The 12447-nt window shown below is 72.8% G+C and carries 14 protein-coding genes and 1 pseudogene; 8 read left to right on the forward strand and 7 right to left on the reverse strand.

Annotation, left to right across the window (positions count from 1 at the left end):
* Positions 1-100: 100 nt before the first annotated feature.
* Positions 101-745 carry a hypothetical protein gene (locus OV079_RS22675; RefSeq protein ID WP_267770947.1) on the reverse strand — a complete coding sequence of 215 codons (645 nt, stop codon included), beginning with the start codon at positions 743-745 and terminating at the stop codon, positions 101-103.
* Positions 746-837: 92 nt separating this feature from the next.
* Between OV079_RS22675 and OV079_RS22680 the strand changes: the two genes are divergently transcribed.
* The gene (locus tag OV079_RS22680; RefSeq protein ID WP_267770948.1) at positions 838-1581 is read left to right on the forward strand and encodes a VOC family protein; all 744 of its coding nucleotides are present in this window, start codon (positions 838-840) and stop codon (positions 1579-1581) included.
* Between the two features lie 111 nt (positions 1582-1692).
* On the opposite strand, the gene OV079_RS22685 is transcribed toward OV079_RS22680, so the two are convergent.
* From OV079_RS22685 to OV079_RS22700, 4 genes and pseudogenes are all read right to left on the reverse strand, one after another.
* Positions 1693-2337, reverse strand: a complete 645-nt coding sequence (locus tag OV079_RS22685) for a UPF0158 family protein (protein ID WP_338088925.1) — start codon at positions 2335-2337, stop codon at positions 1693-1695.
* Positions 2243-2770 (reverse strand): hypothetical protein, encoded by a 528-nt coding sequence (locus OV079_RS22690; RefSeq protein WP_267770950.1) that lies wholly within the window; start codon positions 2768-2770, stop codon positions 2243-2245. Before OV079_RS22690 ends, OV079_RS22685 begins: the two co-directional genes overlap by 95 nt.
* Positions 2713-3888, reverse strand: a complete 1176-nt coding sequence (locus tag OV079_RS22695) for a hypothetical protein (protein ID WP_267770951.1) — start codon at positions 3886-3888, stop codon at positions 2713-2715. Before OV079_RS22695 ends, OV079_RS22690 begins: the two co-directional genes overlap by 58 nt.
* Positions 3889-4237: 349 nt before the next feature.
* Positions 4238-5425 (reverse strand): annotated as a pseudogene (locus tag OV079_RS22700) (hypothetical protein); the annotation flags it as partial.
* 207 nt (positions 5426-5632) lie between these two features.
* Between OV079_RS22700 and OV079_RS56155 the strand changes: the two are divergent.
* Both OV079_RS56155 and OV079_RS22710 read left to right on the forward strand, forming a co-directional pair.
* Entirely contained in the window at positions 5633-5845 is a 213-nt protein-coding gene (locus tag OV079_RS56155; RefSeq protein ID WP_267778888.1) for a hypothetical protein, read from the forward strand.
* A gap of 422 nt (positions 5846-6267) precedes the next feature.
* Complete coding sequence (locus OV079_RS22710) at positions 6268-6834, forward strand: type 1 glutamine amidotransferase domain-containing protein (protein WP_267770952.1); 567 nt, start codon at positions 6268-6270, stop codon at positions 6832-6834.
* Positions 6835-6841: 7 nt separating this feature from the next.
* Here the strand turns inward: OV079_RS22710 and OV079_RS22715 are convergent, their stop codons facing one another.
* Positions 6842-8509, reverse strand: coding sequence for a hypothetical protein (locus tag OV079_RS22715; RefSeq protein ID WP_267770953.1), 1668 nt, complete (start codon positions 8507-8509; stop codon positions 6842-6844).
* Positions 8510-8628: 119 nt separating this feature from the next.
* Here OV079_RS22715 and OV079_RS22720 point away from each other — a divergent pair, with 119 nt between their 5' ends.
* From OV079_RS22720 to OV079_RS22740, 5 genes are all read left to right on the forward strand, one after another.
* The gene (locus OV079_RS22720; protein WP_267770954.1) at positions 8629-9885 is read left to right on the forward strand and encodes a hypothetical protein; all 1257 of its coding nucleotides are present in this window, start codon (positions 8629-8631) and stop codon (positions 9883-9885) included.
* A gap of 111 nt (positions 9886-9996) precedes the next feature.
* Entirely contained in the window at positions 9997-10464 is a 468-nt protein-coding gene (locus OV079_RS22725; RefSeq protein ID WP_267770955.1) for a VOC family protein, read from the forward strand.
* Entirely contained in the window at positions 10454-10795 is a 342-nt protein-coding gene (locus OV079_RS22730) for an ArsR/SmtB family transcription factor (protein WP_267709449.1), read from the forward strand. The genes OV079_RS22725 and OV079_RS22730 overlap by 11 nt, the downstream gene beginning before the upstream one ends.
* Positions 10792-11301 (forward strand): SRPBCC domain-containing protein, encoded by a 510-nt coding sequence (locus OV079_RS22735; RefSeq protein WP_267770956.1) that lies wholly within the window; start codon positions 10792-10794, stop codon positions 11299-11301. The genes OV079_RS22730 and OV079_RS22735 overlap by 4 nt, the downstream gene beginning before the upstream one ends.
* Before the next feature lie 14 nt (positions 11302-11315).
* Positions 11316-11801, forward strand: a complete 486-nt coding sequence (locus OV079_RS22740; RefSeq protein ID WP_267770957.1) for a hypothetical protein — start codon at positions 11316-11318, stop codon at positions 11799-11801.
* Here OV079_RS22740 and OV079_RS22745 read toward each other — a convergent pair.
* Positions 11788-12438 carry an SIMPL domain-containing protein gene (locus tag OV079_RS22745; protein ID WP_267770958.1) on the reverse strand — a complete coding sequence of 217 codons (651 nt, stop codon included), beginning with the start codon at positions 12436-12438 and terminating at the stop codon, positions 11788-11790. The genes OV079_RS22740 and OV079_RS22745 overlap by 14 nt on opposite strands.
* Positions 12439-12447: the final 9 nt, after the last annotated feature.

The following is a 12447-nucleotide window of genomic DNA, read 5'->3' on the forward strand; positions in this document are numbered from 1 at the left end:
CACCAGCGCCCGGCCGTCGTCCTCGCTCGACTCGGTCCCGCAGCGCCGCGGTGACGAGTGACAGGCCGCCCGACCTGTTCGTCGTGGCGTCGCGTACGGCTCACTTCGGCAAGAACTTGGGCCGGGCGCCGACGCCCTCGATGCGCGTGTAGGCGAGGGGCTTGCCGCCCTCGTCGGTGCGCACACAGACCTTCTTCAAGCCGAGCAGGTACTCCTGCAGGCCGACCTCCGGATCGATGAGGAAGCGGCAGCAGCCCTGCTTGCAGTCGATCTGCTCGCCGAAGTCCCACAGGCCGAGGATCGCGCCCTTGCGCAGCTCACGGTCGAGAGCGATGAGGCCGTCGAGGCCGATCACCTTGGTGGTCTTGCCCGGCTCCGTGCCGTCACACACCCCGCAGTCCATGGCCACCTCGATCTCCGACGTCGGGTCGAGCAGTGCCGGCACCGGCGCGTCGCGCTCGGACAGCCACGCCGCGAGCTGGCGCGCCGCCGCCTCCGCGGTCGCAGGCGCGGGCGCTCGCGGCACGATGTCCGCCTCCGACGCCGCAGCTGCCTCCGCCTCCGGAGCGGTCGCCTCGTCGGCCGCCGGCCTCGCCGCGGAGTCCTCCTCGACCGCGACCTTCGCGTCCTCCACCCGGACCACGACGGTGCCCTCGGTCACCCCATTGCCGCGAGCGGCGGGCTCGCCGCAACTCACGAGGACGAGCAGCGCCGAGGACATCCACGACAGGTTCGATGCGCGCATGGCCTCGAAGTTCGTACCACCGGCCCCCCGCGCGGCAATCGGCCTCGGACGGCGCCGTGGCCCGCGCTCCTGCTATCCTGCGCGCCGACCCCGTGAGCCCCGCGATGCCCATGTTCTGCTGGTACGAGCTCAGGACCACCGACCCCGTCGCCGCGCGAGCGTTCTACGTCGACGCCGTCGGTCTCGTCGTCGCCGCGGGCGACGCCTGCTGGCGCCTGCGTGCGGACGGGCCCGAGCTGGGCGAGTTCGCCACCCTCCCGGCGCAGGCGGCCGCTCGCGGCGCCCCGGCGCACTGGCTCGGCCACATCGCGGTCGCCGACGTCCCCGCCGCGGTCCAGCGATTCGTCGCTCTCGGCGCGAGCCCGCTGGGGCCCGTGCAGACGCGTCCCCCGGGCCACCTCGTCGCCCCGCTCCGCGACCCGCTCGGCTCCGTGCTGGCCGTCACCTCGCGGCCCGAGGCGACCGCGACCCTCGCGTGGTGTGATTTGCACTCCCGTGATTCCGCCCAGGCCGCTGCGCTCTACGGATCCATGTTCGGCTGGGCGTCGCGGCAGTCGCACGACCTCGGGCCGCTCGGCACCTACCGCGAATTCGCGTGGCACCCCGACGGCCCCGCCGTCGGCGGCATGTCCGACGCGGCCCGGCGCCCGGAGATCCACACCCACTGGCTGTTCCACTTCGCGGTCGCCGACCTCGACGCGGCCCTGGAGCGCGTGCGCAGCGGCGATGGTCGAGCGGCGGGCGAGCCGATGCGAGCCCCCGACGGCGCGCGCGTGGCCGCCTGCGAAGACCCGCAGGGCGCCGCCTTCGCGCTCCACGAGCCCGCTCCGCGCTGAGCGACACCCGCCACGTTCCAAACACCGGCTGCGGAACCGCGTGGGCATCGAGCACCCCGCATCGCCGGGGTCGCTCTCGCCAAATCCTGCGGGTGATCCGCGTCAACACAATCAATCGCGCCGGGCCCACGGCGGCGCCGCGCGGACCGGCAGGTCGCGGGTCGCGAACCATTGCTCGATCGCCCGGCGCAGGGCCCTCGCGTGATACGCGAACCACCGCTCGCGCTCCTGCGGCGCCGACAGCAGCGCGTCCTTGAACCGGCGGAACGGCCCGCGGCCCTCCAGCGCGCGCAGCAGCCGCTCGCGCAGCCGCACGTCGCCGACCTCCTCCGTGGCGAAGCGCGCCATCCACTGGTATTGCTCGTGCGACGGCAGGCGATCGATCTCGAGGTAGCGCTGCGGGTCGGCGTCGATCCGCTCGCGCTCGCCGGGGTCGTCCTCGAACGGCCCCGTCACGCACACCTCGCCCGTCACCGTATCGTAGTAGGAGCGCGACTCCAGGTCTGCGCATTCGAACGCGATTCGAAGGAGTCCCAGTCGGGCGTGGGGGCGTCGGCGGCGAGGCGCATGCCCTCGCATTTGGGGCGAAACCGCGCGCGGCGTCAAGCCGATTGCGCGAAACCGCGCCAAGAGGCGCGAACTCGCCCGTCTGCGGGACAATTCAGCGACCGGTCTCCGGGTGGACGAAGGCCCGGCGGCGGCCGTGGTCGGCGCTGCGGAGGGTGTGCATTTCGGGGCGCGGGGCCGGGGCACCATTGGCCCCGCCGGCGTCGGTCGGGCACAGCCACGGCAGGCCGTCGATGTCCTTGGCCTCCTCGACGGCGAGGCCGGCGAATCGCACCTGGGCGTCGCTCGACGTCGCCGAGCCGAGCGCCACCGTCAGCGCCGCGTTCGGCACCGTCAGCACGATCGAATAGTCCTGGGGGAACGCGCAGGGCGTCGCCACCCCGGCCAGCGCCGTCTGCTCGGCGACCTCGATCGTCACCATCGACGGCGGGTCCAGCACCGCCGACAGGTTCAGCAGCACCTGCGATTGCTGCGGGTCGGCGGCCAGATAATAGAACCCGCCGACCCCGAACGAGCCGACGATCCAGTCGAAGCGGACCGCGACGCGCGTGTAGCCCGGGTCCTTCATGCGGGCCAGCATCGGCTCGATCTGCATCCCCACCGCCGCGTTGCGCTCGGCCACCGCCGCCTGCGCCGCGGCCTGCGCCGCCGGATCGTCGACCTGCGGCGCGGCGGCCTGCTTCGCCAGCAGCTGATCGGCCGGACCCTGGCCCTTCTCGACCGCCAGCTCCAGCCGGCCACGCCGGCGCGGCGCAGCAGCAGGCCGGCGACCACCCCGAGCTCGTAGGGCTCGAGGTCGCTGTCGAATCCCGCGCCGCTGCTGAGGAACAGCCCGTCCGGCAGGTGCGACAGCGCCAGGGCCAGCACCTCCGCGTCGGAGGCGTCGCACCCGAGCTCGGCGATCGCGCTCATGATCAGGCTGACGTACTCGGCCGAGCCCTCGCTGCAATCATAGCTGCGGATCGCCTTCATCTCGGCCGCGTACTCCGTCTGCAGGCGCGTGTACCAGTGCGCCGCCGCGGCCATGCCCGCGCCCTCGGCTTGCACCTCCGCCGCCAGCGCCCCGATCAGCTGGCGCCGCAGGTAACGCGGCTCCCACGGCTCCGGGTACGGCGCCGAGCGGCTGCCCTCGCCGGTGCTCCAGTCGTCCTGATCGCTGAGGAAGTGGAAGCCCTCGTGGAACATCAGCGACGCCGCGAAATCGGGCCACAGCGTGCCGCCGTTGCTGGTCCACCACTCGTTTTGCGCCTGCGTCTGGTCGAGCGAGATGCCGAGAGACTTGACGCCGCTCAGCTCGCTCACGTTGAAGTACGACGTCCACTCCGGCGGCAGCTCGTCGAGCTGGCGCTCGCTGACCACCGGCGGCGCACCGTCCCCGCCCTGGTCGTTCCACACCCACGCGAGCTTGTCGGGCGCCGACGTCAGCACCACCTGGCGCTGGCGGTAGTTGGCCGCGACGCCCGGCCACGCGCGCTCGGGGCAGCGGTACATCGCCTCGTCGAGGGCCGCCAGCAGCCGCTCGACCCGGGTCTGCGGCTCGCTCTCGGGCCTGTCCTCGGGGACAGGCACGTCGACGCTCGTCGCCCCGGTGTCGTCCTCGCCGTCGAGCGTGGCCGCGCCGCTGCTCGTGGTCCCCGAATCGGTGGTGTCGGCCATCGGCGCGCCGGAGTCGCCCGGACAGGCGGCGAGCGCCGCGCTGGCGACGACCACGACGCGGGCGGATCGAATCGATGCGGTCATACGATTTCAAGCGTCACACCACTCGCAATGTTGTCCAGGCGGCGCGGCGCCGCCGGGGCGACCGCTGTCGGATCCGCCACAACACCGGCCGCGCGGCGGTCGCAGCTCGCCGCGCCGGTCCTGATGTAGGATGGCGACGGTGACGGGACGATCCGGCACAGCGAGACCGGCGAGCCGCAGCGCGTCGATCGTGGCGCTCGCGGCCGCGGCGCTCGCAGCGAGGCGCCGCACGACTGTGACGCGGCCATGACGGAATTGGCCCGGCGGCCGACGCCGCCGAGCCCGCGCGACTCGACCGCTAGGCGCTCGCCGCCGCGGCCGCTCCGCCAGCCCCGGCGGCGCCTCGCCCTCACCAGCTCGCGAACGGCAGGATCGCGTCCTTCGTCAGCGCGTAGACCCGCTCGGGCGGGCCGAAGAACAGCAGGTCGCGCACGTCCCCGCCCGGGCGCTTCGTCGTCCACAGCACCGCCCCGTCCTCGTCGATGCGGAACACTCGCGTGCGCGCCTCGTCGCCCTCGTGCTCGCCTGCGCCGATGAACATCCCGCCGAACGGCTCGGCGTCGACCGGCCCCGCGTGGATCGCCCAGCCGTCGGGCGGCGCCCACTCCATCCACCACTGCTGCGCCCCGTCGGCCGCCGCGAATTTCGCGTAGCCGAGCACGCTGTCCTCGGGGACATCTCCGTCAGATTGCGTCATCGCCACCGCCAGCGCGGTCTGGCCCGTCACCGTCACGTCGGACGGCAGCGCGTGGGCGTGCGTCGGCGACGGCAGGGTCGCCTCCCACAGCACCAGGCCCGCGGGCGTCAGCGCCTCGAGGAACACCTGATCGGAGGACGCGTCGTCGGCGTGGCGCTCGCCCACCGCGTAGATCATGCCGCTGTTGTCCTCGATCGCCACCCCGCGGTAGCGGACGCTCCAGCCGACCCCGACCGGCGCGTCGTGCTGCCACATCAACGCCCCCGCCCCGTCGAAGCGGAGCACCCACGCCCCCGCCTCGCCGGCCGCGTGATTGCCGACCAGCGCGATGTCCCCGCCCGTCCAGTGCATGTCGGTCACCGCGATCGGCAGCTCGGGGAACTCCAGCGACCACTCGGTCGAGCCGTCGCCGCCGACGCTGGTCAGCCACAGGTGCCCGCCCGAGCCCGGCTCCTGCGTTTCGGTGTCGATCATCCCCGCGACCACCACGTGCCCCTGGACCCCCTGCGCCTGCAGCGGGGCGCGCCCGTGCTCGCCGGCCCACTCGGTGATGTCCCAGAACGCCGGGTCGTCGCCGCCCGGCAGCGACACCTCGAACAGCTGCGACGCGGTCTGACCCTCGGGCCCGAAGTCGGTCAAGGCGCGGCCGACGATCATCGCCGACGCGTCGAGGAACCACCCCGGCAGCGGCGCCATGCAGCGCAGGTCGTCGGCCTGCGCCGGCTTCGGCAGCACCAGCGGATCGAGCGGCGCGCCCATGCCGAGCTCGCAGGTCGGCAGGCAGCCGTCGTCGCCGTCGGCGTTGCCGTCATCGCACGCCTCGCCGGGCTGGACCACCCCGTCGCCGCAGCCCGGCGGCTCGCCCGAGGTCGACGTGTCCTCGCCCGTCGTGCTCGTCGACGTGTCCTCGCCCGTCGTGCTCGTCGTCGTCGTGTCCTCGCCCGTCGTGCTCGTCGACGTCGTGTCCTCGCCCGTCGTGCTCGTCGTCGTCGTGTCCTCCCCGTCGTGCTCGTCGACGTGTAGGTCGCGCTCACGCCCTCGGTCGTCGTGCCCTCGCTCGTCGTCGTCGTGCTGGTGTCGCCGGTGGAGCTCGTCGTGCCGGTCGGCAGGCTGGTGGTCGGCGGGTCGCCGCCCGTCGACGGATCGGTCTCGCTGCCGGCGTCGGTCGCGGTCGCGCCGTCGGTCTCGGTGTCCCCAGGGACAGGTTGCGAAGGACAGGCCGTCAGCAGCCCGCCGACGAGGATCGCGGTCGAACGATAAACAATCGCCATTCTTCACAACGTACGCGCGGCGGACTCGGCCGACAAGCCGCGCCCGTCACGCGAGCCGCCCGATCGACGAATACGCGTACGTCGATCCCTGCCCACATTGCGAATCGTCCGACCCATGCCCCCCAGCGCGGCGCATCGCTGCGACTTCGCCGATCCGTCACACCCGGGCGACAACGCCCCGTGAGTTCGCCGGCCGCGTCGGGCCCCCCGCACGCCATCGCCGCTCGCCCGCGCCATCGTCGAGCTCGCCGGAGCTGCCCTGCAGCGAGGTCTCGCGCGTCGACGTCCCGCGGCGCCGAACCGCCGCGGCCATGACGATTCATCGGTAACGGCCGAGCTCGCCGCGCCGCGCCCGCGAGGTTGCGCATCGCCGGAACTGGCGCATGCCATGGTCGGGAGAAACTTTTCAAAATGGGTTCCACACCGCTGCAGGGCAAGAAGGTCGCGATCCTGGTCGCCTCGGGGTTCGAGCAGGTCGAGTTGGTCAAGCCGCGCGAGGCGCTCGACGCCGCCGGCGCGGAGACCGTGCTGGTCTCGCCGGAGTCGAAGCGCGTGCGCGGGTGGGAGTTCAAGGACTGGGGCGACTGGTTCCCCGTCGACCTCGAGCTGAGCGACGCCAAGGCGGCCGACTTCGACGCCCTGCTGCTGCCGGGCGGCGTCATCAACCCCGACAAGCTGCGCATCGACGAGGCCGCGATCAAGTTCATCCGTCACTTCGTCGCCAGCGACAAGCCGATCGCCGCCATCTGCCACGGGCCGTGGCCGTTGATCGAGTCGGGCGGGGTGCGCGGGCGCAAGCTGACCTCGTGGCCGTCGCTGCGCAGCGACCTCCGCAACGCCGGCGCCACCTGGGTCGACGAGGAGGTCGTGCTCGACCGCGGCCTCGTCACCAGCCGCAAGCCGGACGACATCCCCGCGTTCAACCGCGCCCTCCTCGACGTGTTCGCCGCCGCCGGGCCGGCCACCCACGCCGCCTGAGCCGCGCTCACGGGTAGTCGGCGCGCACCACGATCCCGCTCGGCCCGCGCAGGAAGCTGCGCCCGGCCCCGTCGACGCGGATCGTCAGGCCCTCGTCGAGGTTCACGTCGGTCTCGCCCTCGCCCAGCAGCTCGCCGAGCGGCGTGTACGCGAAGTGGTGGACCACGCGGTTCTGCTGCGGCGTGATCCAGTTGTAGACCTCGCCGAGCACGAAGTCGTCGCCGCGCACCGGGACCTCCTGGTGGCGGCGGCGGAACGAATCATAGCAGTGTCCGCCGTCCCAGCCCTCGAAGTCGATCGTGGTCCGCTGGACGTCGGCCACGTCCGTGCCGTCGGCCGCGAAGAACCGCATGTCGAGGGTCGTGCCGCCCGAGCGCCACAGGAACACGAACTCGCTCTGGTCGTTCATGCCCACCGTGTAGCCGTCGTACCAGTAGTGATAGTTGACGGGCAGCTGCACCGGCCCGGCGTCGATCCAGCCGGCGCCGCCGGCCTTGAAGCGGCGGTAGTAGATCCCGTTGCCGCTGTGCTTCTGCGCGGCGACGATGCCCTCGCCCGTGGCCTGGTTGACCGCCACGTGGTCGCCGTAGGAGGCGTCGATGTCGAACGCCTCCTGCTGCGCGCCCGCCAGCCCGTCGCCGTCGACGAAATTGATCAGGGTCTGGTTCGGCGAGGCCGTGATCACGCTGTTGCCGGCGGCGTCGATCGCCGCGTTGTGGAACTCGAAGTAGCCCTCGGCCAGGGCGAGCGCCGTCTCGCCGGTGACGATCGGCTGGCACTCGTTCGACAGCAGCGAGTACGCGATGCGGTGGTTGGCCGGGTTGCCGCCGGCGTCGAACCACGTCACCAGCACCTTCTGCGCCTCGCGGGCGATGTGGATCTCCGCCTTCGCCCCCAGCCCCTGGCCGGCGTCGTAGCTGCCGGCCGTGAACTCCGGCCGGCGCACCGTGCCGTCGCCGTTCCAGCACGTCACCTTGAGCGCGCCCGCGTCGCCGCGCACGACCACCAGCGCCCCGTCGGCCGCCACGTCGTAGTCGTCGATCGGGGTGTCGATGCCGAGGTCGACCTCGTCGTCACACGCGTCGGGGGTCCCGTCGTCGTCGACGTCGACGTCGTCGGGCCCGGCGAGACAGAGGTCCACGCCGTCGCACACGCCGTCCATGTCGCTGTCGTTCGCGGCGTCGTCGGGACAGACGTCGCACGCGTCGGCGATCCCGTCGCCGTCGCCGTCGAGCGCGTCGTCGCCGTCCTGGCACGCGTCGCACGCGTCCGGCACGCCGTCCCCGTCGCCGTCGGGCCCGTCGTCGCACAGGCCGCCGGTGGTGCCGGTGTCCGTGGTCGAGGTTGTGTCCTCGGTGGTGCTCGAGCTCGTCTCCGCGGTCGTGCTCGGATCGGTCGTCGTCGTCTCGCCGGTCGTCGTCGTCGTCGTCTCACCGGTCGTCGTCGTCGTCTCACCCGTCGTCGTCGTGCCGGTCTCGCTGTCGCTCACTGCGCTGGTGGTCGGCGCCCCCGTGGTCGGCGCCTCGGTGGTCGGCGCGCCGGTGGTCGCGTCGTCGGTCGTGCTCGTCCCGGCGTCGGTGGTCGAGATCGACTCGGTGGTCGCGGTGGTGTCGTCGCCGCAGGCGACGCAGGGCAGGAGCACGGACAAGAGCAACGAGGTACGGCCACGCATCATCGCGGCACTATAGCCCGCGGCCGCGCGTGCATGCGCGCGTCACCGCGCCCCGGGCGTGTGGCATAGTCGCCCGCATGCGCCGATCCCCCGCCGCTTCGCGCGGCTTATTGTCTGCCCTTTTGGCCCTGTCTCTCGGGGCATGTGAAAAGTCGACCACGAGCGCCCCCGACGCGGGCGGCGGGGCCGGCCCGAGCAGCGCCGCCCCGACCGGCAAGCCGGCGCCCAGGGGCAGCTACGCCGACCTCGCGGGGCAGTTCGAGCAGGCCGCGGCCCAGCCGGGCGGGGCAGGCAAGCCCGAGCTCGACCGACTCACGCCGCCGCTGCTCGACGCCGCCTCCAAGCGGCTCGGCGAGCTGGCGATCGTCCACGAGGTCGAGCGCGGCGACAAGGTCGCGGCCCTGTGGATCAGCGCCGAGAGCGGCTCGCCGCTCGGGCGCCTGTCGGAGCAGCTGCGCGCCGCCGGCGACACCCGCATGGTCTACGACCTCGGCTACTTCCGCGATCACCCCGGGCAACCGGGAGGCTACGACGCGCCGGCCAACGTGCTGCGCCTCGAGCACGCGGTGATCCAGCGCGGCGGCGATCCCGACGAGCCGCGCCTGCGCCACGAGCAGGCCCGCGCCGAGGTGTGGGGCCTGCTGCGCCGCGGCCAGCCGTCGCCGTACCAATTCCGCCTGCTCGCCGGCAGCGGCGTCGACGAGGTCGTGCGCGGCGACGAGGTCCACGCCCGCGCCCGCGACCTCGTGCGCGAGCTGCAGGGCGTGCAGGACCTGCTCATCAGCCCCGACGACGCCCCGGTCACCCAGGCCGATCTGGCCGCGGTGCTGGCCGCGAGCGAGGGCGGCCCGGCGATCGCCCGCCCGCTCACCGAGCTCGAGCTCCGCTTCGGTCGCCTCGCCGCCGCGGCCGCGCGCGGGGCCGCCGACACCGCCAGGCTGCAGCCGCAGCTCAAGCAGGCCCAGGCCAAGGCCAAGGCCAAGAACGCGGCCCAGGCCCAGACCGGCCCGCGCGGCGCGGCGCTGCTGCTGCAGCTCGACCCGGTCAAGGGCGACCCGTCGGGGATCGCCCACGCGCTGATCGTCGACCTGGCCGAAAGTACAGGTCCCGAGGACCCCAAGAACGCGGCGCTGCTGCGCACGCGCCTCGGCGACATCACCAAGGCGGTCGACCGCCACGCGGCCCACTTCGCCGCCGTCGTCGAGCTGCTGCGCCGGATCGCCGGCACCCCGTCCGGCAGCGAGCGCCGGGCCCTGTTCAAGGCGCTGGCGGCCGTGATCGAGCCGGTCGCCGAGGACGCGCCGGCCAAGGCCAAGGCCCAGGCCGCCTACGTCAAGCGCTTCGACGAGGCCCTCGCCGGGCCCGCCCCCGCCAAGTGATTCGCCCCCCTGCGTGAACTCCAGGGCATCCTTGCCCTGGAGTTCACGCGCTTGACAATGGTTCTCTCTCGGGTTAACTATTTCACGAACCCGCAACCAACGGAGCACCTCATGAAGAGCACGCCGGCCGGATGGCCCCGCATCTCCTCCTCCATCTTTTACGAAGACCCCGCCGCCGCCATCGACTGGCTGTGCCGCGCGTTCGGCTTCGAGGTCCGCCTCAAGGTCGAGGGCGAGGACGGAGACATCGTCCACTCGGAGCTGGTGTTCGGCGAGGGCCTCGTCATGGTCGGCGGCACCAGGCGGCGCGACCCCGGCCGCGAGGGCTACCAGCAGAAGCACATCAGCCCGCGCTCGGTCGCCGGCGGCAACACCCAGACGCTGTGCGTCTTCGTCGACGACGTCGACGCCCACTGCGCCCGCGCGCGGGCCAACGGCGCCCAGGTGTTCCGCGAGCCGAGCACCGAGGACTACGGCGAGGACTACTGGTCCGACCGCAGCTACGGCGCGCTCGACCCCGAAGGCCACCAGTGGTGGTTCATGCACCGCGTGCGCGACGCGAGGCCGAGTGGCAGCTGACCTCGACCGCACCCTCGCGGCGCTCGCCGACCCGACGCGCCGCGGCGTCGTCGACCTCCTGCGCCGCGCCCCCCGCCGCGCCAGCGAGATCGCCGAAGCGCTCGACATGACCCGCCCGGCCATGAGCCGCCACCTCCGGGTGCTGCGCAAGGCCGGGCTGGTCCGCGAGGACGCCCAGGACGACGACGCCCGCGTCCGCGTGTACCGCCTCGAGCGCGAACCATTCGCCGACCTGCGCGGCTGGCTCGACGAGGTCGAGGCGTTCTGGGCCGACCAACTGCAAGCATTCAAGGCCCACGCCGAACGCCGGGCCCGCGGGAGAAAAGCATGAGCACGCAGCTGCGCGGCGACGCGGCCAACGTGTCGGTGTCGGTGGCGGTACCGCCGGCGCTGGCGTTCGAGATCTTCACGGAGGAGATCGATCAATGGTGGCGCCGCGGGAGCAAGTACCGGGTGGCCGGCAAGCACCGCGGGATCATCCACCTCGAGCCGCAGGCCGGCGGCCGCCTGTTCGAGTCGTTCACCACGGAGGACGGCACCCGCGTGGTCGAGACCGGCCGCGTGCTGGTGTGGGAACCACCGACCCGCCTGGTGTTCGCGTGGCGCGCGAACAACTTCGCCCCCGGCGAGTCGACCGAGGTCGAGGTCGAGTTCACCCCCAGCGGCGACGGCACCCTGGTCCGCGTCCAGCACCGCGGCTGGACCGACATCCGCCCCGACCACCCCGTCCGCCACGGCCAGCCGGTGCCGGCGTTCCTCCGCGGCATCGGCCTGTGGTGGGGCGAACTGATGACCTCGCTGCGCGAACACGCGGCCGCGCGCCCGCCCGCGCCGTGAGCTATCCTCGCCGCGTGCGCACGCTCGCGATCGTCCTCGTCGCCCTCGCCGGCTGCGCCCCCGAGGCCACCGGCCCCACCGTGACCCCGCTGATCGCCCCCGCCGAGCCGCCGGCGGACAACATCGCGAAGGACGAGGAACCTGCCCCTTCGGACATGACACCGCCCGCCGCGGCCCCGGGCGGCGTCGAGCCGCCGGCCGACGATCCTCCGGGAGAGGTCCCTTCGGACATGCCCGATCGGGCAGGAACTTCGGGACAGCCGCAGAAGGACCTGCGGATCGGCCTCCCCGCCTGCGACGCGTACATGAACCGCTACGTCGCCTGCGAGCCGCAGCTGAAGCCCGAGATCATGAGCGGCCGCCGCCGCTTCCCCGCGGGCGAGGCCGCCTGGCTCAAGCACATGCGCACGGAGTCCAAGGACACCGACCTCGCCGATGCGTGCAAGCGCATGCTCGAGGAGCTGCAGGGCGCGTGCAAGCAGCCGGTCAAGTCGCCTTGATCTCGTAGACCACGCGCACGCGCGAGGTGATCTCGACCCGGCCCGGGATGATCGGCGTGGCCGCCCCGATCTTGTCGGCCGCGGCGAACTGGTACTCGATGAGCGGCGGCGGCACGACCTCCATCACCTCCGCCATCAGCGGCCCGTCGAGCTTGGTCCCGAGCGCCTTGGCGACCGTGTGGATCTCGTCGATCGCCATCTTGGTCGCCTGCGCCAGCCCCTCGCGGCGGTACTTCTTGTCGTCGTCGACGACATAGCGCAGCCCGCTGGCGGTGTTGACCCCGGCCGCCACGCTGGCGTCGTAGACGCCCACCGCCTTGTCGATCGGCGTCGTCACGGTGATCACGTTGGTGGCCCGGTAGCCGACCAGGATCTCGGTCTGCGCGTCCTCGTCCCACTTCGTCACCGACTCGAGCTGCAGCTCCGCGGTCTGGATCGCCGACTCGGGGATCTTCTGCTTCTTCACCGCCGCGATCACCTTGGCCATGCGATCGGCGTTCTGCTGCACCGCCTCGGCCGGCTCTTCGGCCTGCGTGGTCACGCCGAGCCGCAGGACCGCCGCGTCCGGCTCCGCGCGCACGACGCTGTTCCCGATCGCCTCGATCTTCTTCGTGTTCACGAACTCTCGTGGTTGCATAAGCGGGAG

This window comes from Nannocystis pusilla, assembly GCF_026626665.1.
GTDB classification, from domain to species: Bacteria; Myxococcota_A; Polyangia; order Nannocystales; family Nannocystaceae; genus Nannocystis; species Nannocystis pusilla.

Excerpts from the sequence above, each read along its gene's own strand:
- OV079_RS22710 (WP_267770952.1), top strand. The coding sequence starts at position 6,268 with ATGGGTTCCACACCGCTGCAGGGCAAGAAGGTCGCGATCCTGGTCGCC.
- OV079_RS22715 (WP_267770953.1), bottom strand. The coding sequence starts at position 8,509 with ATGATGCGTGGCCGTACCTCGTTGCTCTTGTCCGTGCTCCTGCCCTGC.
- OV079_RS22675 (WP_267770947.1), bottom strand. The coding sequence starts at position 745 with ATGCGCGCATCGAACCTGTCGTGGATGTCCTCGGCGCTGCTCGTCCTC.
- OV079_RS22745 (WP_267770958.1), bottom strand. The coding sequence starts at position 12,438 with ATGCAACCACGAGAGTTCGTGAACACGAAGAAGATCGAGGCGATCGGG.
- OV079_RS22695 (WP_267770951.1), bottom strand. The coding sequence starts at position 3,888 with ATGACCGCATCGATTCGATCCGCCCGCGTCGTGGTCGTCGCCAGCGCG.
- OV079_RS22735 (WP_267770956.1), top strand. The coding sequence starts at position 10,792 with ATGAGCACGCAGCTGCGCGGCGACGCGGCCAACGTGTCGGTGTCGGTG.
- OV079_RS22685 (WP_338088925.1), bottom strand. The coding sequence starts at position 2,337 with ATGGTGCCCCGGCCCCGCGCCCCGAAATGCACACCCTCCGCAGCGCCG.
- OV079_RS22725 (WP_267770955.1), top strand. The coding sequence starts at position 9,997 with ATGAAGAGCACGCCGGCCGGATGGCCCCGCATCTCCTCCTCCATCTTT.